This is a genomic window from Streptomyces tanashiensis, from assembly GCF_014648895.1.
GTDB classification, from domain to species: Bacteria; Actinomycetota; Actinomycetes; order Streptomycetales; family Streptomycetaceae; genus Streptomyces; species Streptomyces tanashiensis.
In genome coordinates this window covers 155,780-177,437 of the sequence record NZ_BMRZ01000005.1, presented here as the reverse complement: position 1 = coordinate 177,437, position 21,658 = coordinate 155,780, and the positions used below count along the sequence as shown (strand labels likewise).

At 69.4% G+C, this 21,658-nt stretch carries 19 protein-coding genes and 1 tRNA gene; 9 read left to right on the top strand and 11 right to left on the bottom strand.

Annotated elements, in window-relative coordinates:
• Nucleotides 1–51 precede the first annotated feature (51 nt).
• Nucleotides 52–471, top strand: a complete 420-nt coding sequence (locus tag IE237_RS18665) for a hypothetical protein (RefSeq protein ID WP_189803140.1) — start codon at nt 52–54, stop codon at nt 469–471.
• A gap of 1 nt (nt 472) precedes the next feature.
• On the opposite strand, the gene clpB is transcribed toward IE237_RS18665, so the two are convergent.
• Nucleotides 473–3,064, bottom strand: coding sequence for an ATP-dependent chaperone ClpB (clpB, locus tag IE237_RS18660; protein ID WP_189803139.1), 2,592 nt, complete (start codon nt 3,062–3,064; stop codon nt 473–475).
• A 122-nt stretch (nt 3,065–3,186) separates the two neighbouring features.
• On the opposite strand from clpB, the gene IE237_RS18655 reads away from it, so the two are divergent.
• Nucleotides 3,187–3,591, top strand: coding sequence for a pyridoxamine 5'-phosphate oxidase family protein (locus IE237_RS18655; RefSeq protein ID WP_189803138.1), 405 nt, complete (start codon nt 3,187–3,189; stop codon nt 3,589–3,591).
• A 104-nt stretch (nt 3,592–3,695) separates the two neighbouring features.
• On the opposite strand, the gene IE237_RS18650 is transcribed toward IE237_RS18655, so the two are convergent.
• Nucleotides 3,696–4,013, bottom strand: a complete 318-nt coding sequence (locus IE237_RS18650) for a Rieske (2Fe-2S) protein (protein ID WP_053649837.1) — start codon at nt 4,011–4,013, stop codon at nt 3,696–3,698.
• Nucleotides 4,014–4,020: 7 nt separating this feature from the next.
• Nucleotides 4,021–4,236, bottom strand: a complete 216-nt coding sequence (locus IE237_RS18645; protein WP_189803137.1) for a hypothetical protein — start codon at nt 4,234–4,236, stop codon at nt 4,021–4,023.
• A gap of 132 nt (nt 4,237–4,368) precedes the next feature.
• Here IE237_RS18645 and IE237_RS18640 point away from each other — a divergent pair, with 132 nt between their 5' ends.
• The gene (locus IE237_RS18640; RefSeq protein ID WP_189803136.1) at nt 4,369–5,349 is read left to right on the top strand and encodes a helix-turn-helix transcriptional regulator; all 981 of its coding nucleotides are present in this window, start codon (nt 4,369–4,371) and stop codon (nt 5,347–5,349) included.
• A 51-nt stretch (nt 5,350–5,400) separates the two neighbouring features.
• Here the strand turns inward: IE237_RS18640 and IE237_RS18635 are convergent, their stop codons facing one another.
• Genes IE237_RS18635 through dnaK form a run of 4 tightly spaced genes read right to left on the bottom strand, consistent with a single transcriptional unit; the run spans nt 5,401 to nt 9,531 of the window.
• Nucleotides 5,401–5,844, bottom strand: coding sequence for a heat shock protein transcriptional repressor HspR (locus IE237_RS18635; protein ID WP_189803135.1), 444 nt, complete (start codon nt 5,842–5,844; stop codon nt 5,401–5,403).
• Between the two features lie 4 nt (nt 5,845–5,848).
• On the bottom strand, nt 5,849–7,024 hold the full coding sequence (gene dnaJ, locus IE237_RS18630) for a molecular chaperone DnaJ (RefSeq protein WP_189803134.1): 1,176 nt from the start codon (nt 7,022–7,024) through the stop codon (nt 5,849–5,851).
• Between the two features lie 30 nt (nt 7,025–7,054).
• Entirely contained in the window at nt 7,055–7,696 is a 642-nt protein-coding gene (grpE, locus tag IE237_RS18625; RefSeq protein WP_189803133.1) for a nucleotide exchange factor GrpE, read from the bottom strand.
• Nucleotides 7,693–9,531: a molecular chaperone DnaK gene (gene dnaK / locus IE237_RS18620; RefSeq protein WP_189803132.1), complete on the bottom strand. Its 1,839-nt coding sequence runs from the start codon at nt 9,529–9,531 to the stop codon at nt 7,693–7,695. Before dnaK ends, grpE begins: the two co-directional genes overlap by 4 nt.
• Nucleotides 9,532–9,733: 202 nt before the next feature.
• Between dnaK and IE237_RS18615 the strand changes: the two genes are divergently transcribed.
• The 4 genes from IE237_RS18615 to IE237_RS18600 all read left to right on the top strand — a co-directional run bounded on the left by IE237_RS18615 (nt 9,734) and on the right by IE237_RS18600 (nt 14,160).
• Nucleotides 9,734–10,213 carry a sugar transferase gene (locus IE237_RS18615; protein WP_189803131.1) on the top strand — a complete coding sequence of 160 codons (480 nt, stop codon included), beginning with the start codon at nt 9,734–9,736 and terminating at the stop codon, nt 10,211–10,213.
• Nucleotides 10,214–10,320: 107 nt separating this feature from the next.
• Complete coding sequence (locus IE237_RS18610) at nt 10,321–12,576, top strand: (Fe-S)-binding protein (RefSeq protein WP_189803130.1); 2,256 nt, start codon at nt 10,321–10,323, stop codon at nt 12,574–12,576.
• A 213-nt stretch (nt 12,577–12,789) separates the two neighbouring features.
• Nucleotides 12,790–13,710 (top strand): Yip1 family protein, encoded by a 921-nt coding sequence (locus IE237_RS18605; protein ID WP_189803129.1) that lies wholly within the window; start codon nt 12,790–12,792, stop codon nt 13,708–13,710.
• Nucleotides 13,711–13,917: 207 nt separating this feature from the next.
• Nucleotides 13,918–14,160: a hypothetical protein gene (locus IE237_RS18600; protein ID WP_189803128.1), complete on the top strand. Its 243-nt coding sequence runs from the start codon at nt 13,918–13,920 to the stop codon at nt 14,158–14,160.
• A 74-nt stretch (nt 14,161–14,234) separates the two neighbouring features.
• On the opposite strand, the gene IE237_RS18595 is transcribed toward IE237_RS18600, so the two are convergent.
• Both IE237_RS18595 and dcd read right to left on the bottom strand, forming a co-directional pair.
• Complete coding sequence (locus IE237_RS18595; protein WP_189803127.1) at nt 14,235–14,732, bottom strand: phosphoribosyltransferase; 498 nt, start codon at nt 14,730–14,732, stop codon at nt 14,235–14,237.
• Between the two features lie 13 nt (nt 14,733–14,745).
• The gene (dcd, locus tag IE237_RS18590) at nt 14,746–15,321 is read right to left on the bottom strand and encodes a dCTP deaminase (RefSeq protein WP_030690788.1); all 576 of its coding nucleotides are present in this window, start codon (nt 15,319–15,321) and stop codon (nt 14,746–14,748) included.
• Nucleotides 15,322–15,739: 418 nt separating this feature from the next.
• On the opposite strand from dcd, the gene IE237_RS18585 reads away from it, so the two are divergent.
• Nucleotides 15,740–15,810, top strand: a tRNA-Gly gene (locus IE237_RS18585).
• A gap of 63 nt (nt 15,811–15,873) precedes the next feature.
• Here the strand turns inward: IE237_RS18585 and IE237_RS18580 are convergent.
• Complete coding sequence (locus tag IE237_RS18580; protein WP_189803126.1) at nt 15,874–16,728, bottom strand: MOSC domain-containing protein; 855 nt, start codon at nt 16,726–16,728, stop codon at nt 15,874–15,876.
• 166 nt (nt 16,729–16,894) lie between these two features.
• Here IE237_RS18580 and IE237_RS18575 point away from each other — a divergent pair, with 166 nt between their 5' ends.
• Nucleotides 16,895–19,807 (top strand): AfsR/SARP family transcriptional regulator, encoded by a 2,913-nt coding sequence (locus IE237_RS18575; protein WP_189803125.1) that lies wholly within the window; start codon nt 16,895–16,897, stop codon nt 19,805–19,807.
• Nucleotides 19,808–19,855: 48 nt separating this feature from the next.
• Here IE237_RS18575 and IE237_RS18570 read toward each other — a convergent pair whose 3' ends face one another.
• Complete coding sequence (locus IE237_RS18570; RefSeq protein ID WP_189803124.1) at nt 19,856–21,031, bottom strand: helix-turn-helix domain-containing protein; 1,176 nt, start codon at nt 21,029–21,031, stop codon at nt 19,856–19,858.
• Nucleotides 21,032–21,658: the final 627 nt, after the last annotated feature.

Below are 21,658 nucleotides of genomic sequence, written 5' to 3'. Positions count from 1 at the left end.
TGACAAGATCTGGTCCTCATGGGGGAGAAAACGGGGAAGAGGACGAAACCGGTGAGGCCGAAGCCGTGGACCTGGGTCTGGGTCTCGGTGGTGGTGACCCTGCTCTGCGGCGGCCCGATCGCCTTCGTGGTCTGGGGCGCGATGGCCTGGAGCGAGATCGGCGAGACGAAGCAGGTCGACTGCGCCGAGGTGATGACCTTCGCCCGGGGCAGCCTCCCGATGAGCGCCGAGGACGCCCACTGCACGGCGGCCCACTGGCAGGACACCCAGGCCACGGCCGAGTTCCGGATGCCACGCTCCGAAGTCGCCGGGTGGCTGGAAGCGACCTATCCGACCGGAGAGCCGGCCTTCTCCTGCGCGCAGGACCGGTGCGTGGACGTGTCGTACGACGAGCTGCTGTACGTGCACGTCCGGGTCACGTACGAGGACGGGGTCACCGCCCTCGTACGTGTGGAGGCCTTCGACACCTGAGCTACTGCGCCGCCCCGACGATCAGGCCGTCCTCGAAGCGGTCCACCCGGACCGTGTCGCCGTCCACGACCTCGCCCGCGAGGATCTCCTTGGCGAGCCGGTCGCCGATCGCCGTCTGGATCAGGCGGCGCAGCGGCCGGGCGCCGTACGCGGGGTCGTTGCCCTCCTCGGCGAGCCACTCCAGGGCCGCCGGGGTGACGTCCAGGGTGAGGCGCCGCTCGGCGAGCCGCTTCGCGAGCCGGTCGATCTGGAGCCGGGCGATCCGGCCCAGCTCGGCCCGGTCGAGCGCCGAGAAGACGACCAGGTCGTCCAGACGGTTGAGGAACTCGGGCTTGAAGCTCGCCCGGACCACGTCCAGGACCTGCTGCTTCTTGACGTCCTCCGCGGTCAGCGGGTCCACCAGGAACTGGCTGCCCAGGTTCGAGGTGAGGATCAGGATGGTGTTGCGGAAGTCCACCGTCCGGCCCTGCCCGTCGGTCAGGCGTCCGTCGTCCAGGACCTGGAGCAGGACGTCGAAGACCTCCGGGTGCGCCTTCTCCACCTCGTCGAGCAGGACCACGCTGTACGGGCGGCGGCGGACCGCCTCCGTGAGCTGGCCGCCCTCCTCGTAGCCGACGTAGCCGGGGGGCGCGCCGACGAGCCGGGCGACCGAGTGCTTCTCGCCGTACTCCGACATGTCGATGCGGATCATGGCCCGCTCGTCGTCGAAGAGGAAGTCCGCGAGCGCCTTCGCCAGCTCCGTCTTGCCGACGCCGGTCGGGCCGAGGAAGAGGAAGGAGCCGGTGGGCCGGTCGGGGTCGGCGATCCCGGCGCGGGTGCGGCGCACCGCGTCGGAGACGGCCTGCACGGCCTCGGACTGGCCGATCAGCCGCTTGCCGAGCTCGTCCTCCATGCGGAGCAGCTTCTGCGTCTCGCCCTCCAGGAGGCGGCCGGCGGGGATGCCGGTCCAGGAGCCGACCACGTCCGCGATGTCGTCGGGGCCGACCTCCTCCTTGACCATGGTGTCCTTCGACGACTCCTGCTGGGCCTCGGCCTCGGAGGCCTCCTCCAGCTCCCGCTCCAGGCCCGGGATCTCCCCGTACAGCAGCTTGGAGGCGGTGTCGAAGTCGCCGTCGCGCTGGGCGCGCTCGGCACGGCCGCGGGTCTCGTCGAGGCGCTCCTTCAGCTCGCCGACCCGGTTGAGGGACTGCTTCTCCTTCTCCCAGCGGGCGGTCAGGCCGCGCAGCTCCTCCTCGCGGTCGGCGAGGTCGCGCCGCAGCTTCTCCAGGCGCTGCCTGCTCGCCGGGTCCGTCTCGTTCTTCAGGGCCAGCTCCTCCATGCGGAGCCGGTCCACGGAGCGCTGGAGCTCGTCGATCTCGACGGGCGAGGAGTCGATCTCCATGCGGAGCCGGGAGGCGGCCTCGTCGACGAGGTCGATGGCCTTGTCGGGGAGGAAGCGGGAGGTGATGTACCGGTCGGAGAGCGTCGCGGCGGCCACCAGGGCGGAGTCGTTGATCTGCACCTTGTGGTGGGCCTCGTAGCGGCCCTTGAGGCCGCGGAGGATCGCGATGGTGTCCTCGACGGTCGGCTCGGCGACCAGGACCTGCTGGAAGCGGCGCTCCAGGGCGGGGTCCTTCTCGATCCGCTCGCGGTACTCGTCGAGGGTGGTCGCGCCGACCATCCGCAGCTCGCCGCGGGCCAGCATCGGCTTGAGCATGTTGCCCGCGTCCATGGCGGAGTCGCCGCCGGCGCCCGCGCCGACGACCGTGTGCAGCTCGTCGATGAAGGTGATGATCTGGCCGTCGCTCTCCTTGATCTCGGAGAGGACGGTCTTGAGGCGCTCCTCGAACTCGCCGCGGTACTTCGCGCCGGCGACCATCGCGCCGAGGTCGAGCGAGACCAGCCGCTTGTTCTTCAGGGACTCGGGGACGTCGCCCTTCACGATCCGCTGGGCGAGGCCCTCGACGACGGCGGTCTTGCCGACGCCGGGCTCACCGATGAGGACCGGGTTGTTCTTGGTGCGGCGGGACAGCACCTGGACCACGCGCCGGATCTCGTGGTCGCGGCCGATGACCGGGTCCAGCTTGCCCTCGCGCGCGGCGGCGGTGAAGTCCGTGCCGAACTTCTCCAGCGCCTTGTACTGCCCCTCCGGGTCGGGTGTGGTCACCCGGCGTCCTCCCCTGCTCTTCTCGAACGCGTCGAGCAGCTTCTTCGCGCTCGCGCCCTGCGCGTCGAGGATCTCACCGGCCCGGCCGCCCTTGGCGGCGATCGCGGCGAGCAGGTGCTCGGTCGAGAGGAAGTCGTCGCCGAGCTCCTTGGCGCGCTTGTCGGCGTCGGCGATGACGGCGAGGAACTCACGGTTGGGCTGCGGGGGCGCGACCGTGGACCCGGTGACGCTCGGCAGGGCGGCGATCAGCCGCTCCGCACCGGCGCGGACGGCGGCCTGGTCTGCGCCGACGGCCGCCAGCAGGTCGGTGATGTTCTCGTTGTCCTGACCGGCCAGGAGGGCAAGGAGTAGGTGGGCGGGGGTCAGGTCGGCGTGCCCCTCGGACACGGCGCGGCTGCTCGCCGCGTTGATCGCGTCCCGGCTCCTGTTGGTCAGTTCGGCGTCCACGTGCGGTGCTCCTCCTCGAACGTCGCGGGTCGTCTCTCTCTATGACCCTTCCAACGTACACAAAGTTGAGTCCATTCCGCTCAAGGTATCGGAGGGAGTCCCGTCACAGGTAGTTTCCGGGCATGGCCACAGACCCGAGGAACCCCTCAGACACGTACCTGAGCTTCTGGCGCGAGTACCACATGTGCACCCTGACCACCCCGCGACCGGACGGCACACCGCACGTCGTCGCGGTCGGCGTCACGTACGACCCCGAGGGCGGGTACGCGCGCGTGATCACCAACAAGAACAGTCGCAAGGTCGCCAACGTCCTGGCGGCGGGCTCGGACGGCGCGCGGGTCGCGGTCTGCCAGGTCGACAAGGGCCGCTGGGCCACCCTGGAGGGCGTCGCCCGCATCCGCACGGAGGCCGAGACGGTCGCCGACGCCGTCGCCCGCTACGCCGAGCGCTACGGCCGCACGCCGGCCCCGAACCCGGACCGGGTCGTCATCGAGATCGCCCTCACCCGGGCGATGGGCCGCGCCTGAGCGCGGAGACGGAAAAGCACAGCGGCGCCATCGCGTTTCAGGTCCGCGATGGCGCCGCTGTGTGGGGGAAGTGCCGGAGCGATCTACAACGACGGGGGAATCGCTCAGGCACTGCGGGGGGTGGCGGTGATGGTCTCGGGTTCGATCAGCTGGTGGTCCCGCTGGTCGAGGTTGACGAAGATCATGCCGTACCGGATGGCACAGCGGATGGGCTGTGGAGCGCCTCGGGGGCGGCGCAGACAGCGGTACGCGCGGACGTCCTCGTCCTGCTCGCGGGCGACGACGATCGGCTCTCCGAAGAGCGTGACCTTCAGCGAGTCACCACGGTGGGGGATGGCCGTGGCGAGATCGACGAAGTGCCAGCCGGAGCGATAGGCCGAAGCCATCTCCCGGCGAAACCTGGGGTCATCGGGAACATTCATGTTCCGTCTAGTTCCAGCCGGGGTCCTGCGCGGGGGCCACGCTCCAGCCCGGGTCACCGAGGAGCGCGGGGCCGGCGAGGTGCCAGCCCGGGTCGAGCGGAGCGGCCTGCACCTGCTCCGTCTCCGAGTGCCAGCCCGGATCCGGAACCACTCCCACCGCGCCCACTGTGGCGGCCGCGATGAAGGCGACTCCGGCCGCCGCGCGTATGAGCTTCTTCATCATCACCGAGCAACCTCACTTGAAGGCAACGTCTCTTTCCAACCCCCGCGAGTAAGACGATGGCTTACTCTCTGCGCCTGCACCACCAAACCCAGGCATCATGTTCCTGAGATGCAGGAGCCTGGGGGTGTACATATGCGGAAACAAGCGGACGAAACAGGTCACCCGCATTCGCACGCCGAGCTGTGCGAAGCGGGCTCCGAGCTGTATGCGGCCGCATTGAGGACCGGGCGAATACCCCGGTCAGAGGCGGTCGAGGCCCCTTGCCTCCTCGACCTCTCCCTGCTCCACCCCGACCCCGACGACGCGCAGTGGCTGCGTCCGGTTCCCCCCTCGGCGGCGCTCGCACAGCTCCTCCAGCCGATCGAACGGGAGATACTCGACCGCCGGCGGCGCACCGTCGCCCTGTCGGACGCTTTCGAGCCGTTCATGGCGATCACCGCCCACGACTCACCCACCACACACGCCATCACCGTCCTCGAGGGCATCGACCGCATCAACTCGACCCTCGACCGTGTCGTGGCCGACTGCCGCCACGAACTCCTCACCGTCCAGCCGGGCGGCGGCCGCCCCGCCCAGGCCCTCACCGAGGCCCTCGACCGCGTCTCCCCGCTCCTCGGGCGCGGCATCAGCATGCGCACCCTCTACCAGCACACCGCGCGCCACACCGAGCTCACGCTGACCTATCTGGAGCACGTAGGCCCCGAGGTCCAGGTCCGCACCCTCGAAGAGATCATCGACCGGCTGATCATCGTCGACCGCGAGGTCGCCTTCATCCCGGCCCGCAGCGACCGCCAGGTCGCCCTGGAGCTGCGCCACCCCGGCCTGGTCGCCTACCTCGGCGGCGTCTTCGACCAGTTCTGGCAGCTGGCGGTGCCGATACGGGAGGAGATCCCGTACGACATCAAGACCGACGGCATCGGAGGCGTCCAGCGCTCCATCGCCAAGCTCCTCGTCGAGGGGCACGTCGACGAGGCCATCGCCCGCCGGCTCGGGATGAACGTGCGGACCTGCCGGGCCCACATCGCCAAGCTCGCCGCCGCCCTCGGCAGCGGGAGCCGCGCGCAGCTCGGCTATCTGATCGCCCAGTCCGGCATCCTCGAACGGGACAGCTGAAAGAGGCCCCCTCCACCAGGGAGGGGGCCTCTTCCGGACAGAGGTGAAGGGCTACTCGCCGCGCTTCGGGCGCCACACCACGAGGGCGCTCGCCTGCTGCACGTCGGTGTACGGCACCAGGTCCCGGCGGTACGAGGCGTGCACCTGGGCCTCGCGCTGGCGCAGCGTCGCCGCCGCGCCCTCGACCGCCGCCGACAGCTCGGACACCCGGGCCTGGAGCGCCGCGACCTGGTTCTCCAGTTCGATGATGCGCTTGATCCCGGCCAGATTGATGCCCTCGTCCTGCGACAGCTGCTGCACCTGACGGAGCAGCTCGATGTCACGGGCCGAGTAGCGCCGCCCGCGGCCCGCCGTGCGGTCCGGGGAGACCAGGCCGAGACGGTCGTACTGGCGGAGGGTCTGCGGGTGCAGACCGGAGAGCTGGGCCGCCACCGAGATGACGTACACCGGCGACTCGTCGGTCAGTTCGTACGGGTTACGGCGACGACCTTCCATCTCCTCAAGCTCCCTTCGCGGCCTGGAACAGCTCGGCCCGCGGGTCCTCGGAGGCGGTCGCCTCGCGGAAGGTCTCCAGGGCCTCACGTGCCTTGTCGTCCAGCTCCTTCGGCACCGCGACCTCGACCGTCACGAGGAGGTCGCCGCGCGTGCCGTCCTTGCGGACCGCGCCCTTGCCCCGGGCGCGCATGGTCCGGCCGTTCGGGGTGCCCGCGGGCAGTTTGAGCGTGACCGCGGGGCCGCCGAGGGTCGGCACCTTGATCTCGCCGCCGAGCGCCGCCTCCGAGAAGGAGACCGGCACCGTGACGGTGAGGTTGTCGTCCTTGCGGCCGAAGACCGGGTGCTCGTCGACGTGCACGACGACGTAGAGGTCGCCGTTCTGCCCGCCGCGCTCGCCCGGCGCTCCCTTGCCGCGGAGCCGGATCTTCTGGTTGTCGCTGACGCCCGCCGGGATGCGGACCTGCATGGTGCGGGAGGACTTGGCCCGGCCACTGCCCTTGCAGACCTCGCAGGGGTTCTCGGCGATCAGACCGCGGCCCTTGCAGTCCACACAGGGGTCGGTGAGCGAGAAGCCACCGCCGCTGCCGCGCGAGACCTGCCCGGTGCCGACGCAGGTCGGGCACACCCGGGGCGTGCCGTTCTTGTCGCCGGTGCCCGAGCACGCCGTGCACGGCTGCTGGCTGGACATCCGCAGCGGGACGGTCGCGCCCTCGATGGCCTCGGTGAAGCTGAGCGTCACCTCGGACTCGATGTCCTGGCCGCGCCGCGGCTGGGTGCGGGTGCCCGCACCACCGCCGCGGTTGAACAGGCCGCCGAAGACGTCGCCGATGCCGCCGCCGCCACCCCCGAAGCCGCCCGCCCCGCCCTGGGCGCCCCCGAAGAGGTCGCCCAGGTCGAAGTTGAACGAGCCGCCGCCGGGGCCGCCGGCCCTGAAGCCGCCGTTCCCGAAGAGGGCGCGGGCGTCGTCGTACTCCTTGCGCTTCTTGGGGTCGCCGAGGATGTCGTTCGCCTCGGAGATCTCCTTGAAGCGCGCCTCGGCGCTCGCGTCACCCTTGTTGGCGTCCGGATGGTTCTCGCGGGCGAGCTTCCGGTACGCCTTCTTGATCTCGGCCTCGGTGGCGTCCTTGGGGACGCCGAGAACCTTGTAGTAGTCCTTCTCGACGAAGTCCTTCGTGCTCATCGACGTCCCTCCTTCCGGACGATCGTTGCGTCACCCCTCTTCGGGGGCACCGCTCTCCTCGTCGGCCAACTTCTTCTCGTCCTTGGCCGGAGCCGCGCCCGGCTGGGGCTCGGCGACGGCCACGCGGGCGGGCCGGATGGTCCGCTCGCCGATCCGGTACCCCGGCTGCAGGATCGCCACGCAGGTCGTCTCGGTGACGTCCGGCGCGTACGAGTGCATCAGGGCCTCGTGGATCGTCGGGTCGAAGGGCTCGCCCTCCTTGCCGAACTGCTGCAGACCCATCTTGGCGACGACGGTCTCCAGCGATTCGGCCACCGACTTGAAGCCGCCCACGAGCTCACCGTGGTCCCGGGCCCGGCCGACGTCGTCGAGGACGGGCAGGAGCTCGGACAGGAGGCTCGCGACGGCGATCTCCTTGACCGTGACCCGGTCCCGCTCCACGCGGCGGCGGTAGTTCTGGTACTCGGCCTGGAGCCGCTGGAGGTCCGCGGTGCGCTCGGCGAGCGCGGTACGGGCCTGGTCCAGCTGCGCCAGCAGGGCTACGTCCGTAGCGTCCCCGGCCGGGGCCGTCGAGTCCTCGTCGGAGGTCTCGACGGCCTCGGCGGCGTCGTCAGGTGTGGCGCCGGAGGGGACGTCGGGCTTCTCCTCGAAGCCCGGGGTCTCCTCGGTCACGCCTGGCCGCCCTTCGGCTTGTCCTCGTCGACGATCTCGGCGTCGACGACGTCGTCGTCCTGCGCCTGGGCCTGGCCGGCGTCACCGGCGGCCTGGGCGCCCTGGGCGTCGGCGTACAGCGCCTGGCCGAGCTTCTGCGAGACGGCCGCGACCTTCTCGGTGGCGGTGCGGATCTCGGCGGTGTCCTCGCCCTTGAGCTTCTCCTTCAGCTCGACGAGCGCGGCCTCGACCTCGGCCTTGACGTCACCGGGGAGCTTGTCCTCGTTGTCCTTGATGAACTTCTCCGTCTGGTAGACGAGCTGCTCACCCTGGTTGCGGGACTCGGCGGCCTCGCGGCGACGGTGGTCCTCGTCCGCGTACTGCTCGGCCTCCTGGCGCATCCGGTCGACCTCGTCCTTCGGCAGCGAGGAGCCGCCGGTGACGGTCATCTTCTGCTCCTTGCCCGTGCCCAGGTCCTTCGCGGTCACGTGCATGATGCCGTTGGCGTCGATGTCGAAGGCGACCTCGATCTGCGGGACGCCACGCGGGGCCGGCGGCAGACCGGTCAGCTCGAACATGCCGAGCTTCTTGTTGTACGCCGCGATCTCGCGCTCGCCCTGGTAGACCTGGATCTGCACCGACGGCTGGTTGTCCTCGGCCGTCGTGAAGATCTCGGACCGCTTGGTCGGGATCGTGGTGTTGCGCTCGATCAGCTTGGTCATGATGCCGCCCTTGGTCTCGATACCGAGGGACAGCGGGGTCACGTCGAGGAGCAGGACGTCCTTGACCTCACCCTTGAGGACACCGGCCTGGAGCGCGGCGCCGATGGCGACGACCTCGTCCGGGTTGACGCCCTTGTTGGCGTCCTGACCGCCGGTCAGCTCCTTGACGAGCTCGGCGACGGCCGGCATACGGGTCGAACCACCGACGAGGACGACGTGGTCGATCTCGGAGAGGTTGATGCCCGCGTCCTTGATGACGTTGTGGAACGGCACCTTGCAGCGGTCGAGCAGGTCGGAGGTGAGCTGCTGGAACTGGGCGCGCGTGAGCTTCTCGTCCAGGTGCAGCGGGCCCTCGGCGGAGGCCGTGATGTAGGGCAGGTTGATCGAGGTCTCCGTGGAGGAGGACAGCTCGATCTTCGCCTTCTCGGCCGCCTCGCGCAGACGCTGGAGGGCCATCTTGTCCTTGGCCAGGTCCACGCCGTGACCGTTCTGGAACTGCGTCACCAGGTAGTCGACGACGCGCTGGTCCCAGTCGTCACCACCGAGGTGGTTGTCACCGTTGGTGGCCTTCACCTCGACGACGCCGTCGCCGATCTCCAGGAGGGACACGTCGAAGGTGCCGCCACCGAGGTCGAAGACGAGGATCGTCTGGTCGTCCTTGTCGAGGCCGTAGGCCAGGGCGGCCGCGGTCGGCTCGTTGACGATGCGCAGGACGTTGAGGCCCGCGATCTCACCGGCCTCCTTGGTGGCCTGACGCTCGGAGTCGTTGAAGTACGCCGGGACGGTGATGACCGCGTCGACGACCTTCTCGCCCAGGTACGCCTCGGCGTCGCGCTTCAGCTTCTGCAGGATGAAGGCGCTCATCTGCTGCGGGTTGAAGTTCTTGCCGTCGATCTCGATCTTCCAGTCGGTGCCCATGTGGCGCTTGACCGACCGGATGGTCCTGTCGACGTTGGTGACGGCCTGACGCTTGGCCACCTCGCCGACGAGCACCTCGCCGTTCTTCGCGAAGGCGACGACGGACGGCGTGGTCCTGGCGCCCTCGGCGTTGGTGATGACGGTGGGCTCGCCGCCTTCCAGAACGCTGACGACGGAGTTAGTCGTGCCCAGGTCGATGCCGACCGCACGTGCCATTTCGATTCCTCCAGCTGACTGACTTGAGTGGAACAGACTCAAGGATGCACGAGGGAACGTATCCCGTCAACAGACCTGAGCGGAGGCGACTCAACTCTTCACTCTCCCGGCCACTCAAAGGGCGTGCCGCTCCCCCGTTTGACCCGGTTCGCATGAGAGGGTCCGGACATATGCCAGGATTCCCGCCGAAGGGTGTGAGCGCATGACGGCGAAGCGCGCGGTCGACGTGGCGGGCGGTCTCCTTCTGCTCCTGGTGCTCGCGCCCCTGATCGCCGGCACGGCCCTGTCCGTCACCCTCAGCGGCAGCGGCGCGGTGCTGCGCCGCCGGACGGTGGCCGGCCTGGAGGGCCTGCCGTTCACGATGCTGACCTTCCGCACGAGGAGCCCGCTGGCCGCGCTGCCCCTGCTGCTGCACGTCGTCGCGGGCCGGATGTCGCTGGTCGGGCCGTGTCCGCTGACCCCGGCCCACCGCGAGTGCACGGGCGAGGGCCGCCGCCGGCTCTCCGTACGTCCGGGACTGACCGGACCGTGGCAGATCAGCGGCCGCTCGGACCTACCGTGGGAGGAGCGCGAACTGCTCGATCTCCACTATGTGGACCACCACTGGCTGGGGATGGATCTGCTGATCCTTGCGCGTACGCTTCCAGCAGTCCGCAGGCGTCGCGCGGCAAGGTTTGCCTGAGCGACACATATCACCGCGAGCGCCGCTACAGCGCGGCGCCGTGACCGGGTAATCTCAGCAGGAACTCAATAAGTTACCGCTTAGTAGGCCCGCCCGAGGAGCCCGTCATGCAACTCGCCGCGATCATCGTGTCGATCGCCATCACGGTGGTGGCCGTCGCGCTGTTCGGCCGCGCCACCGTGCAGATCTACCGCTTCGTGCGGCTCGGTCAGCCGGTACCCGCCGGCACGCGCACCGGTGACCCCAAGCAGCGCACCATCACGCTGGTCAAGGAATTCCTCGGCCACACGCGCATGAACCGCTGGGGCATCGTCGGCTTCGCGCACTGGTTCGTGGCGGTGGGCTTCTTCTCGCTGCTCCTCACGATCGTCAACGCCTTCGGCCAGCTCTTCCAGGCCGACTGGCTGATCCCGATCATCGGCGACTGGCTGCCGTACGAGATCTTCACCGAGTTCCTCGGCCTGATGACGGTCCTCGGCATCGTGACCCTCATCGTGATCCGGCAGCTCAGCAAGCCGACCAAGGCGGGCCGCAAGTCCCGCTTCGCCGGTTCCAAGACCGGCCAGGCCTACTTCGTCGAGGCCGTCATCCTGATCGTCGGCGTCTGCATCATGACGCTCCGCGCCCTCGAAGGCGTCCAGCACCACGTGACGAGCTGGGAGCCGGGCTTCTTCGCCTCGTACCCGCTGATCGCGCTCCTCGACGGCCTGGACCTGAGCACGATCCAGTACCTCACCTACTTCTTCGCCTGCCTCAAGATCGTCACGTCCTTCACCTGGATGATCACGGTCTCGCTCAACACCAACATGGGCGTCGCCTGGCACCGCTTCCTCGGCTTCCCGAACATCTGGTTCAAGCGCAACGCCGACGGCTCCACCGCCCTCGGCGCGCTCCAGCCGATGACGACGGCCGGCAAGGAGATCGACTGGGAGGACCCGGCCGAGGACGCCGTCTTCGGTGTCTCCCAGGTCGAGCAGTTCTCCTGGAAGGGCATCCTCGACTTCTCCACCTGCACCGAGTGCGGCCGCTGCCAGTCGCAGTGCCCCGCCTGGAACACCGGCAAGCCGCTCTCCCCGAAGCTCCTCATCATGTCGCTGCGCGACCACGCGCACGCCAAGGCGCCGTACCTGCTCGCGGGCGGCGGCAAGGACATGGAGGGCAACGAGAAGGCGACCGAGGAGCAGCTCAAGGACGTCCCCGCGTCGGCGATCGCCGAGGCCGAGCGCCCCCTCATCGGCACCGCCGAGGAGAACGGCGTCATCGACCCCGACGTCCTGTGGTCCTGCACCACCTGCGGCGCCTGCGTCGAGCAGTGCCCGGTCGACATCGAGCACATCGACCACATCGTCGACATGCGCCGCTACCAGGTGATGATCGAGTCCGCCTTCCCGTCGGAGGCCGGCACGATGCTCAAGAACCTGGAGAAGAAGGGCAACCCCTGGGGTCTCGCCAAGAAGCAGCGCGTCGAGTGGACCAAGGAGGTCGACTTCGAGGTCCCGATCGTCGGCAAGGACGTCGAAGACCTCTCGGAGTTCGACTACCTCTACTGGGTCGGCTGCGCCGGCGCCCTGGAGGACCGGGCCAAGAAGACCACCAAGGCCTTCGCCGAGCTGCTGCACATGGCGGGCGTCAAGTTCGCGATCATGGGCGGCGACGAGAAGTGCACCGGTGACTCCCCCCGCCGCCTCGGCAACGAGCCGCTGTTCCAGCAGCTCGCCCAGGAGAACGTCGCCATGCTGAACATGGCGTTCGGCGAGGACGACGAGGACGAGTCGACCAAGAAGCCGAAGTCGGCGAAGCGGATCGTCTCGACCTGCCCGCACTGCTTCAACACCATCGCCAACGAGTACCCGCAGCTCGGCGGCGAGTACGAGGTCATCCACCACACCCAGCTGCTCCAGCACCTCATCGACGAGGGCAAGCTGGTCCCGGTGACCCCGGTCGAGGGCCTCATCACCTACCACGACCCCTGCTACCTGGGCCGGCACAACAAGGTCTACACGCCGCCGCGCGAGATCATGTCCGCCGTCCCCGGCCTGCGCCAGCAGGAGATGCACCGCCACAAGGAGCGCGGCTTCTGCTGCGGCGCCGGTGGTGCCCGGATGTGGATGGAGGAGCGGATCGGCAAGCGCATCAACAACGAGCGCGTCGACGAGGCCCTGTCCCTCAACCCGGACATCGTCTCCACCGCCTGCCCGTTCTGCCTCGTCATGCTCACGGACTCCGTGAACGGCAAGAAGAACGAGGGCAAGGCCAAGGAGTCCGTCACCGTCGTCGACGTGGCCCAGCTGCTCCTGGAATCGGTGAAGACCCCGGTCGACCCGGAGCCGGAGCCGGCCGAGGAGCCGGAGCCCGCGGTCTGATCCCGGACACGTGAAAGGGCCGCCCCACGCGAAAGCGCGGGGCGGCCCTTTGTCACTACGCCATTGAGGCGATAAGCCGGATTTGTCGCAGCACCCCCGTGCCTCCCGCGCGACCGGGTCACACCCGTCGGGTCCCCTAGGGGATGTCACAGCTCAGTGGCAAGGCCCGGCCTGAGGAGCGCCCGCACAGCGGAAGCGGGTACGTTCGACGACGTGGCTGGATTCAGGAACGGACGCGGCCGGGACAACCGCCCCCCGCAACAACAACCGCAGCAGGCGCCGTACGGGTACAACGCGGCCCCGCCGCCGCACCCGCAGCAGCAGTGGCAGCAGCCGCCGCAGGGCCGCCCGCAGCAGGGGTACGGACAGCAGGGGCAGGCGTACGGACAGCAGGGGCAGCAGCGGCAGCCGTACGGGCAGCAGGGGCACCAGCAGCAGCCGTACGGGGAGCCGGAGTACTTCGGCGAGCCCTACGGCGGGCAGCAGCACCAGCAGCACGCGGCGGCGGCGAACAACCCGGGCCACACCCAGATGTTCAGCGTCGACGACCCGTACGCCCAGGGCGGACCGCCCCCCGCCCCCGTACCGACGGGCCCCCGGCTCCCCTGGAAGCCGCTCCTGAGCGGCATCGTGCTCCGCCCGGCGGACACGTTCCTGCGGATGCGGGACCACGCCGTCTGGGGCCCGGCGCTGATCGTCACGTTCCTCTACGGGCTCCTCGCGATCTTCGGCTTCGACAAGGCCCGCGACGAGGCGATCAACGCGACGCTGTCGAGTGCGATCCCGTACGTCCTGATGACCGCCCTCGGCTTCGTGCTCGGCGGCCTGATCCTGGGCGCGGTCACCCACACCCTCGCGCGCCAGCTGGGCGGTGACGGGGCCTGGCAGCCCACGGTCGGCCTCTCCATGCTGATCATGTCGATCACGGACACCCCGCGCCTTGTCTTCGCGCTCTTCCTGGGCGGCGAGAACGGCCTGGTGCAGGTCATCGGCTGGGCGACCTGGCTGGCGGCGGGGGCGCTCTTCACCCTGATGGTGAGCCGCTCGCACGACCTGCCGTGGCCGAAGGCCCTGGGCGCCTCGGCGATCCAGCTGGTGGCCCTGCTGAGCCTGATCAAGCTGGGCACGCTGTAACCACGTACGAACACGGAGAAGCCCCTCATCGCACGGCGATGGGGGGCTTCTCCTCTGTTCGACACTGTCGAATACCGGCCATGAACGACGGTTGGCGGCCATTCCCGGCACGTCTTTCACCGTTCCGTTGACGTGCCACCACCACGCAACAAAGATCAACACCGATCCACCGCATGGACTCATTCTCAATTCGTTTCGAGGAGTTTTATGTCCGGCACTCTTTCGCGCATAGCGGTGTTCTCGGCCGCGCTCGCCGCCTTCGGAATGTCGGGGGCCCTGTCGAGCACCGCCTCCGCCGCTCCCGCCTCCACCACGTCGATGCACTTCATCACGCACTACAGCTCCGAGGCACAGTGCCAGGGCGGCGGCGCGTACTACGTCCGCCACGGCTACTCGTCCTACTACTGTCTCCGCGAGTCCGCCGGCTGGGGCCTCTACGTCTGGGACTGACGCCTCCGGCCCACGCGAAGGGGCGACCCGCGATGTCTCGCGGGTCGCCCCTTCCGTGTTCCCTGCCCGTACCGTCAGGCGTCGAGGACCTGGCCCTCGCGCTTCACGACGGGCGGCTCGACCGACCAGGGGAAATTGATCCACTCGTCGGTCTTCTTCCACACGTACTCGCACTTCACGAGGGAGTGGGACTTCTCGTAGATGACGGCGGAGCGGACCTCGGCGACGTGGTCGACGCAGAAGTCGTGGACGAGCTTCAGGGTCTTTCCGGTGTCCGCGACGTCGTCGGTGATGAGCACCTTCTTGTCGCTGAAGTCGATCGCGTTGGGCACGGGCGCCAGCATGACCGGCATCTCCAGCGTGGTCCCCACACCGGTGTAGAACTCCACGTTCACGAGGTGGATGTTCTTGCAGTCCAGGGCGTAGGCCAGACCGCCGGCGACGAAGACGCCGCCACGGGCGATGGAGAGCACCAGGTCGGGCTCGTAGCCGTCGTCGGCGATGGTCTGCGCCAGCTCGCGGACGGCGGTCCCGAAGCCCTCGTACGTCAGGTTCTCGCGTACCTCACTCATGCCTGCGACCGCCTCACACCTGGGTCCGATGGAAGTTCATGTAGGAGCGGGAGGCCGTCGGCCCCCGCTGGCCCTGGTACCGCGAGCCGTACCGCTCGCTCCCGTACGGGAACTCGGCGGGCGAGCTCAGCCGGAACATGCACAGCTGGCCGATCTTCATCCCCGGCCAGAGCTTGATCGGCAGGGTGGCGAGGTTCGACAGCTCCAGGGTCACGTGCCCGGAGAAACCGGGGTCGATGAAGCCGGCGGTCGAGTGCGTCACGAGCCCGAGCCGCCCCAGAGAGCTCTTCCCCTCCAGACGCGAGGCGATGTCGTCCGGCAGGGTGATGACCTCGTAGGTCGAGGCGAGCACGAACTCGCCCGGGTGCAGGATGAACGCCTCGTCGCCCTCCGGCTCGACCTCACGCGTCAGGTCCAGCTGCTCGACGGCGGGGTCGATGTGCGGGTAGCGGTGGTTCTCGAACACCCGGAAGAAGCGGTCAAGCCTCACGTCGATGCTCGAGGGCTGCACCATGGATTCGTCGTACGGGTCGATGCGCACCCGTCCGGCATCGATCTCGGCCCGGATGTCCTTGTCTGAGAGAAGCACGCCCCCACGATACGCACGATACGAAGAGGGCGCGGACCTGCCCCGATCGGCAGGCACCCGCGCCCCGGCACCTCACGGCTCAGCGCCGCCCGACCTCCACCGGCACCGCGTGCCGCAACCGCGCGCACCTCGGACACCGGATGAGCCGCCCGGGCCCGATCCGCGCGGCACCGAGCTGCTGAAGCGGGAACGAGGCGGTACTGAACACATGCCCTTCGGCACAACGGACGACGGTGCGCTCCATCGAAGCCATCAAGTCCCTTCCCCTACACCTGTGGTGGACGATCAGCCACATTAGGGGATGAAGGGGGCGCACCCTCCACGCGGCACTCCGCACACGCCGAACGCGTGAACTTCGCCTCGAGTGGCGCATGGGGTACAGTGTGCAACGATGCGGCACGGATCATCCGGCCGCTGTGCGGATGTAGTTTAATGGTAGAACATGAGCTTCCCAAGCTTATAGCGCGGGTTCGATTCCCGTCATCCGCTCTTCTACGAAGCCCCAGGTCAGCGACCTGGGGCTTCGTCGTTGTCCAGACCTGTCCGACCCGGTCACATGATCGTCGCCGCACCATCGGCGCGAAGTTCGGACACTCCCCACGAGCTGACTGTCACGCCATCGCCAACGGACAGTCGGCCGGGCCGGACCACGGCCAGCTTCACGCCGAAGGCGACGCCGCCCTCAGCGGCCCGCCGGTAGGTGGCGAGGGTGCGGATCGGTTCCCGCCCGCTCCGGCGCCCGGACTGCTGGTCGACCAAGGTGACGGCGCAGCGGATGGCGAGCTTCGCGTACGCCAACTCCACCGAGCCGACGGTGATGCGGCGCGCGAGGTCCTCGGTGTGGGGATCGTCCCATCCGTCGACGACGACATTGGGGCGGAACCGACTGATCGGCAGCGGTTCCGCGCCGTCGGAGACGAGGCGCTCGTTGAGGGCGGCCATGGACGAGCGGGAGACGACGTGCACCGCGCAGCTGTCGGCGTAGCCCGATGTGCCCGCGACGAGTCCGTCGGTGATCCGGTCGTGCTCGGGCGGCACCCGCACGAGTCGGCTCGGCCCGCCTGTCACCGCGGAGAGCCAGGCTGCTGCCTCGTCGCCCTGATCGATGCCGGTGAACGGAGCTCCGAACAGTTCCACCGGCCGTCGCTCGGACGACGAGTCCACCGGGACGGTGACGGTGCCGGAACCCGGGGCCTCCAAGGTCAGGCGCGTTCCGTCGGCCGCGATGCTCGGGCGTATCAGGGCCAGCCGGGGATCGCGCCGCTGGCTGCGGAAGACTCCGTTCTCGTCGACGATCATGAATGAGCGATCGTGCGGGAGTCCCGCCGGGGCCATGAAGGCATCCTGCACGGAGAGGCCCGCGCAGCCCTTGACCGGGTAATAGGTGAGTTCCACGACCTTGGCCACAGGGCCTCCTTGTTCCTCTCGGCTTCCGGATTCTTCTCGGCTCCGGTGCACGTCGGTCTCTGGCGCCCGAGTCTGCGGGGCGGCGGCAATGGAACGTCAACGGCCCGGTTTCGGCGCTGGCTATGATCAGCGCGGTGGCGTGCCCGGGGATCACGGAGCGGTGGGGATGAGGTTCGGTCTGCTGGGTCCGCTGACCGTCCATGACGCCGGTGGCAGGCCTCTCGCCGTTCCCACTCCGAAGAGCAGGGCCCTGCTGGCCGCGCTGCTTCTCGAGCCGAACCGCCTCGTCTCACGTGAGCGGCTCGCGGCCGCGCTGTGGGGTGAGAGTCCGCCCGCGACGGCCGCTGCCGCCCTGAGCAACTACGTGAGCCAGTTGCGACGAACCCTGTCGGCCGTCGACGCCGAGCGCCTCGCGTCCGTACCGACCGGCTACCGACTCCTCGTCCACGACGGCGAGGTGGACACCGAGGAGTTCACCCTGCTGCTCGCTGAGGCGAAGACGGCACAGTCCCGGCAGGACTGGGTGTCCGTCAGCCGCCTGACCCGGGCGGCCGAACAGCTGTGGCGCGGTGCTCCGCTCGCTGACGCCCCCGTGTCCGAGACCCTGCGTCCCCAGATCACACACTACGAGCAGGCGCGGGTGCAGGCCCGGGAGTGGCACTTCGCGGCCGAGCTCCGGCTGGGGCGTCACCACGAGATCGTTCCCGAGATCAGCCGGTGGACCGCCCGGTACCCACTGCACGAGGTGTTCTGCGCCCAGCTGATCCTCGCCCTGTTTCGCAGCGGTCGCCAGGCCGAGGCGCTGCTCGCGTTCGAGCGCGTGCGCCATGACCTGGCCGAGGAGCTCGGCACCGATCCGGGCCGCGCACTGCGCGATCTGCATCAGTCACTGCTGGTCGACGACCCGGCGCTGCAGTGGACGGGCCCGGCCGTCGCCGCCGAGAACGGCCGACAGGCCGATGCGGTGCACGCCGCCAGCGGGCACCCCGGCGACGGCGCGTCCGTCGACGCCGACGTGCCCGACGAAGCCGCTGACCCGCGTACCGTCAGGACCTGGCCCGCTCCGTCCCAGCTGCCCGCCGACGTCCCCGATTTCACGGGGCGCGCCGACGAGGTGCGGACCCTGATCGAGCTGCTCACCCCCCGGCCGGACGACCGGGGCCCCCGCATGGCGGTCGTCACCGGAATGAGCGGCGTCGGGAAGACCGCCCTGGCCGTCCACGCCGCGCGCATCCTGGGCGACCGCTTTCCGGGCGGCCAGATCTTCACGGACCTGCACGGATTCGGGCTCGGTACCCGCCAGGACCCGCACGACCTGCTCGGGCGATTCCTGAGCGATCTGTCCGACACTCCGGCCGGTCCCGGCCTGCCGATACCCGGCGACACCGACGGACGCTCGGCGCTGCTCCGTACCTGCCTGACGGACAGGGGCGTGCTGATGGTCCTCGACAACGCCCACGACGTCGAGCAGGTGCTCCCGCTCCTGCCGGGTTCGGCCGGCTGCTCGGTCCTGATCACCAGCAGGAACGCGCTGCCCGACCTGCCCATCGGAGCCCGGGTTCCCCTGGAGCCGCTCGGCGAAGGCGACCAACGGGCGATGCTCTCGGCGTTCTGCGGTGCCGACCGGGTCCTGGCGGAGGCAGGGGACGCTACGCGGATCCTAGCGGCCTGTGCCGGACTGCCCCTGGCCCTGCGGATCGTCGGAGCGAAGGCGAGGGTTCGCCCCTCCTGGCCGCTGCGCACGATCGCGGAGCAACTGGAAGCCGGCGACGGCCGGCTGCGGGCCCTGTCGGCCGGCAGCCTGTCCGTCCACAGCTCCTTCGCCTCCAGCTATCTGATGCTGCGGGACAGCCGTGACCGCCACGAACGCGATGCGGCGCGTGCCTTCCGGCTGCTCAGCCTGTGGCGCGGCGAGGGGCTGAGCATCGATGCCTCCGCCGCGCTGCTGGACCTTCCCGCGCGCAGGACCGCCGAGGTGCTCGGACTCCTGGGGGACGTACATCTGCTGCAGAATCCGGAGCCCGGGCGATACCGGTTCCACGACCTGGTCGGAGAGTACGCGGCCGAGCGCAGCGCCGCGGAGGAGTCCGAGCCCGCCCGAAGGACGGCGCTGCTGAGGCTCCTGACCTGGTACACCGTCGCAACCGAGGCGGCCAGTGCGACGATCGCGCCTGGCATGCCCGCCGGCCCGAGGTTCGAGGAGGGCCCGGCGGGCCGGGCGCCGCGCTTCTCCGACGCCGCCGGGGCGCTGGCGTGGTTCGTGCAGGAGCTGCCCAACCTGCGCGAAGCCGTCCAGGCGGCCGCGCTGTCCCCGCGTCCGGATCTGGCCTGGCGGCTGGCCCTCAACCTCTTCGGCTACGCCACCACGTACTGGTGGACCGGCGTGTGGGACACCTGCCTGCGGTCGGCGCTGGCCACGGCGAAGGCGCACGACGACCACGAGGGGCAGGCATGGGTCCTGTTCCGCCTCGGAGTGGCGCACCGCATGGCGCACCGGCACGATGCCAGCCTCACCTGCCTGCTGGACTGCCTCCCCCATTTCGAGGCGAGCGGCGATCTCGAGTGCCGGGCGGGTGTCTACTCCAACCTTTCCCGGGCCTACAGCGGGACGCACCGCCCACGGCAAGCCCTCGACCACGCGCGGAAGGCCATCGATCTCTTCAGGCGGTCCGGCAGCGAGCGCAGCGAGGCTCCGCTCCTGAGCGGACTGGCCACGGCCCATCGCGCCGCTGGCGAACTCCGGCAGGCCGAGGCCGTGTACCGCCAGGTGTTGGCCATGTGCCGCGAGCTGGGGTACCTCACCAACATCGCCATCGCCCTGGAAGATCTCGGCGACACCCTGCGCGCACTCGGCCGGCGTGACGAAGCGCTCGACGCCTTGACCGAGGCTCTGGCTCTGCGACGTCAGGTCGGCGACGCCGGCGGCTCGATGGACACCCTGATGGCCGTCGGACGGACCCACGCGCACTTCGGCGAAACCGCTGCTGCTCAGGCGTGCTTCGACAAGGCCGAAGAACTCAGAGGCAAGGACCAGTTGCCCCCGTGGCCGGCCGGAACGAGTGCGGGATCGGAACCGTAGCGCCGAGCGTGATCGATAAACGAACGGACCGTTTGGCTCAATCGCGTCTCAGAGACGGTCTCCCCCGCGTTGAGGATCGAGGTGGCGCGAGGCGAGAAGCGCGGGGCCGCAGGCAGGACGGTCTCGTCCGAGGCCGAGTCGGCGAACGCCGACGGCGCAGTGAATCCCGATGCCGACGCCGTCAGCGTCGCCAGCGCCAGCGCCAGCGCCAACGCGAGAGCGGCACGGGTGCGGCCGTTTCCACTCAGCCGGGCATTGCTCGTAGGAGCCAAAGCGAGGTCCCTCCCCAGGGCATAAGGCAGGAGACGCACGGCGTCGGCTCATCCAGCCACGCGAGTACGGACGAAAGGTCCCCCAGCCGTACCGCCTCATGCACGCGTAGAGCTTGATGGCGTCGGTGATGAAGTGCCGGCTCTGCTCCGGGGCGAGGGCCAGCGCCCGCAGCCGGGCGTGCGTCACGCTGTACTGCCGTACGTCGGACGCCTTCGCCAGGCAGAGGCCGCTGGTGAACCTCTCCAGATACACCACCGCCTCACGGGTGTCGGAGAACTCCAGGAGGGAGAACTGTCCCGTCAGCCCCGGGTGAGCGCCTGCGCTGTGGGGGAGCACCTCGACGGTGATGTGCGGTTCTGTGCTGAGCGCGTGCAGGTGCTCCAGTTGTTCGCGCATGATCTCCCGGCTGCCGACGACGCGCCGCAGGGCCGATTCGTCCAGGACGACCCACAGATGCAACCGGCGGGCGGGGTCGTAGATCCGGTGCTGACGACGAAGTCGCACCTTCAGTCGCGCGGCGGCCTGGACGACCGTGACGAGGGGGATCGTTTCCTCAATGACCGCGGCGGCGTAGGCGGGGGTCTGCAGCAGGCCGGGGATCACGATGGACTCGTACGCCCGGACGGAGGTGGCGACCGCCTCCAGGTCGAGATAGACGCTGTGGGGGATGTCGCCGTAGGAGTGCCACCAGCCCTGTCGGCTCGACTCCCTGGCCAGTGCAGTCAGGTGGTCGACAAGATGCTGGTCGGTGACGCCGTAGAGAACGCAGAGATCGCGCACGTCGCGGGGACTCACCGCACGGCGACCCGTCTCCATGTGACTGACCTTGGCCTGGGAGATCAGCAGTTCCGCCGCGACCTGCGTGCCGGTCATACCGCGGTCCTCACGGAGCCGGCGCAGCTCCGCCCCCAGTCGTCGTCCTGTGACGGTGGGGTTGTTGTTCGCCGCCATGGGCGGTGTACCTCCGGCTCCAAGCCACCACGTGCTCGGGCAGATTGGCATGGAGCACCGGTTGTTGATCACACGCCGTGCCGCCGGTGTCGTGCGTCGGTAAAGAATTGTGACTAATCAATCTGCCCGGCGTCGCCCGTACGAACCAGCGCTCCGCGTGGCCCACGGCGCCCTACGGCGCGCAAGCCGGGCCGCGGAGAAGGAACGGCGGCCAGGATCCTGTGGGTGGATCAGTGGGCGAAGCGGCGGGGTGCCACGGAGTCACGCCGAGGTGGGGAACGGCGGCAATGAGCACCAGTACGCCGGTGGAGAGGAGTTACGGCGCACCGCCGAGCGTCGAGCCGGCGATGATCAGCGCGACCACAACCTCGGCGTCTGTGTCCGTGTTCTGCATCGGGGGCCTTCTGCGCTGACTCGGTGCCGCTGCCGGTGCCCCGGCGGGGCGAGCCTTGGCTTCGAGGGCGCGACCCCGCCGAGCCCTTCCAACGTGGCACAGCGGCTGTTCCCGGTCGTGGGTCTGCCTGGCGTTGTGCAGCTCATCGGTGTCGGTGTCCGCGTAGACGACTCGGCTGCGCCCTCGATTCCTGTGGCCGGCACCCCCTACCGCGCCATGGCCCGTCTGAGCCG

What these genes read in the sequence shown, in the direction of transcription:
- IE237_RS18645 (WP_189803137.1), bottom strand. Translation starts at nt 4,236, where the DNA reads ATGATGAAGAAGCTCATACGCGCGGCGGCCGGAGTCGCCTTCATCGCG.
- IE237_RS18640 (WP_189803136.1), top strand. Translation starts at nt 4,369, where the DNA reads ATGCGGAAACAAGCGGACGAAACAGGTCACCCGCATTCGCACGCCGAG.
- IE237_RS18595 (WP_189803127.1), bottom strand. Translation starts at nt 14,732, where the DNA reads ATGAGTGAGGTACGCGAGAACCTGACGTACGAGGGCTTCGGGACCGCC.
- IE237_RS18575 (WP_189803125.1), top strand. Translation starts at nt 16,895, where the DNA reads ATGAGGTTCGGTCTGCTGGGTCCGCTGACCGTCCATGACGCCGGTGGC.
- IE237_RS18655 (WP_189803138.1), top strand. Translation starts at nt 3,187, where the DNA reads ATGGCCACAGACCCGAGGAACCCCTCAGACACGTACCTGAGCTTCTGG.
- IE237_RS18570 (WP_189803124.1), bottom strand. Translation starts at nt 21,031, where the DNA reads ATGGCGGCGAACAACAACCCCACCGTCACAGGACGACGACTGGGGGCG.
- IE237_RS18650 (WP_053649837.1), bottom strand. Translation starts at nt 4,013, where the DNA reads ATGAATGTTCCCGATGACCCCAGGTTTCGCCGGGAGATGGCTTCGGCC.
- IE237_RS18615 (WP_189803131.1), top strand. Translation starts at nt 9,734, where the DNA reads ATGACGGCGAAGCGCGCGGTCGACGTGGCGGGCGGTCTCCTTCTGCTC.
- IE237_RS18635 (WP_189803135.1), bottom strand. Translation starts at nt 5,844, where the DNA reads ATGGAAGGTCGTCGCCGTAACCCGTACGAACTGACCGACGAGTCGCCG.
- dnaK (WP_189803132.1), bottom strand. Translation starts at nt 9,531, where the DNA reads ATGGCACGTGCGGTCGGCATCGACCTGGGCACGACTAACTCCGTCGTC.
- IE237_RS18600 (WP_189803128.1), top strand. Translation starts at nt 13,918, where the DNA reads ATGTCCGGCACTCTTTCGCGCATAGCGGTGTTCTCGGCCGCGCTCGCC.
- IE237_RS18610 (WP_189803130.1), top strand. Translation starts at nt 10,321, where the DNA reads ATGCAACTCGCCGCGATCATCGTGTCGATCGCCATCACGGTGGTGGCC.
- dnaJ (WP_189803134.1), bottom strand. Translation starts at nt 7,024, where the DNA reads ATGAGCACGAAGGACTTCGTCGAGAAGGACTACTACAAGGTTCTCGGC.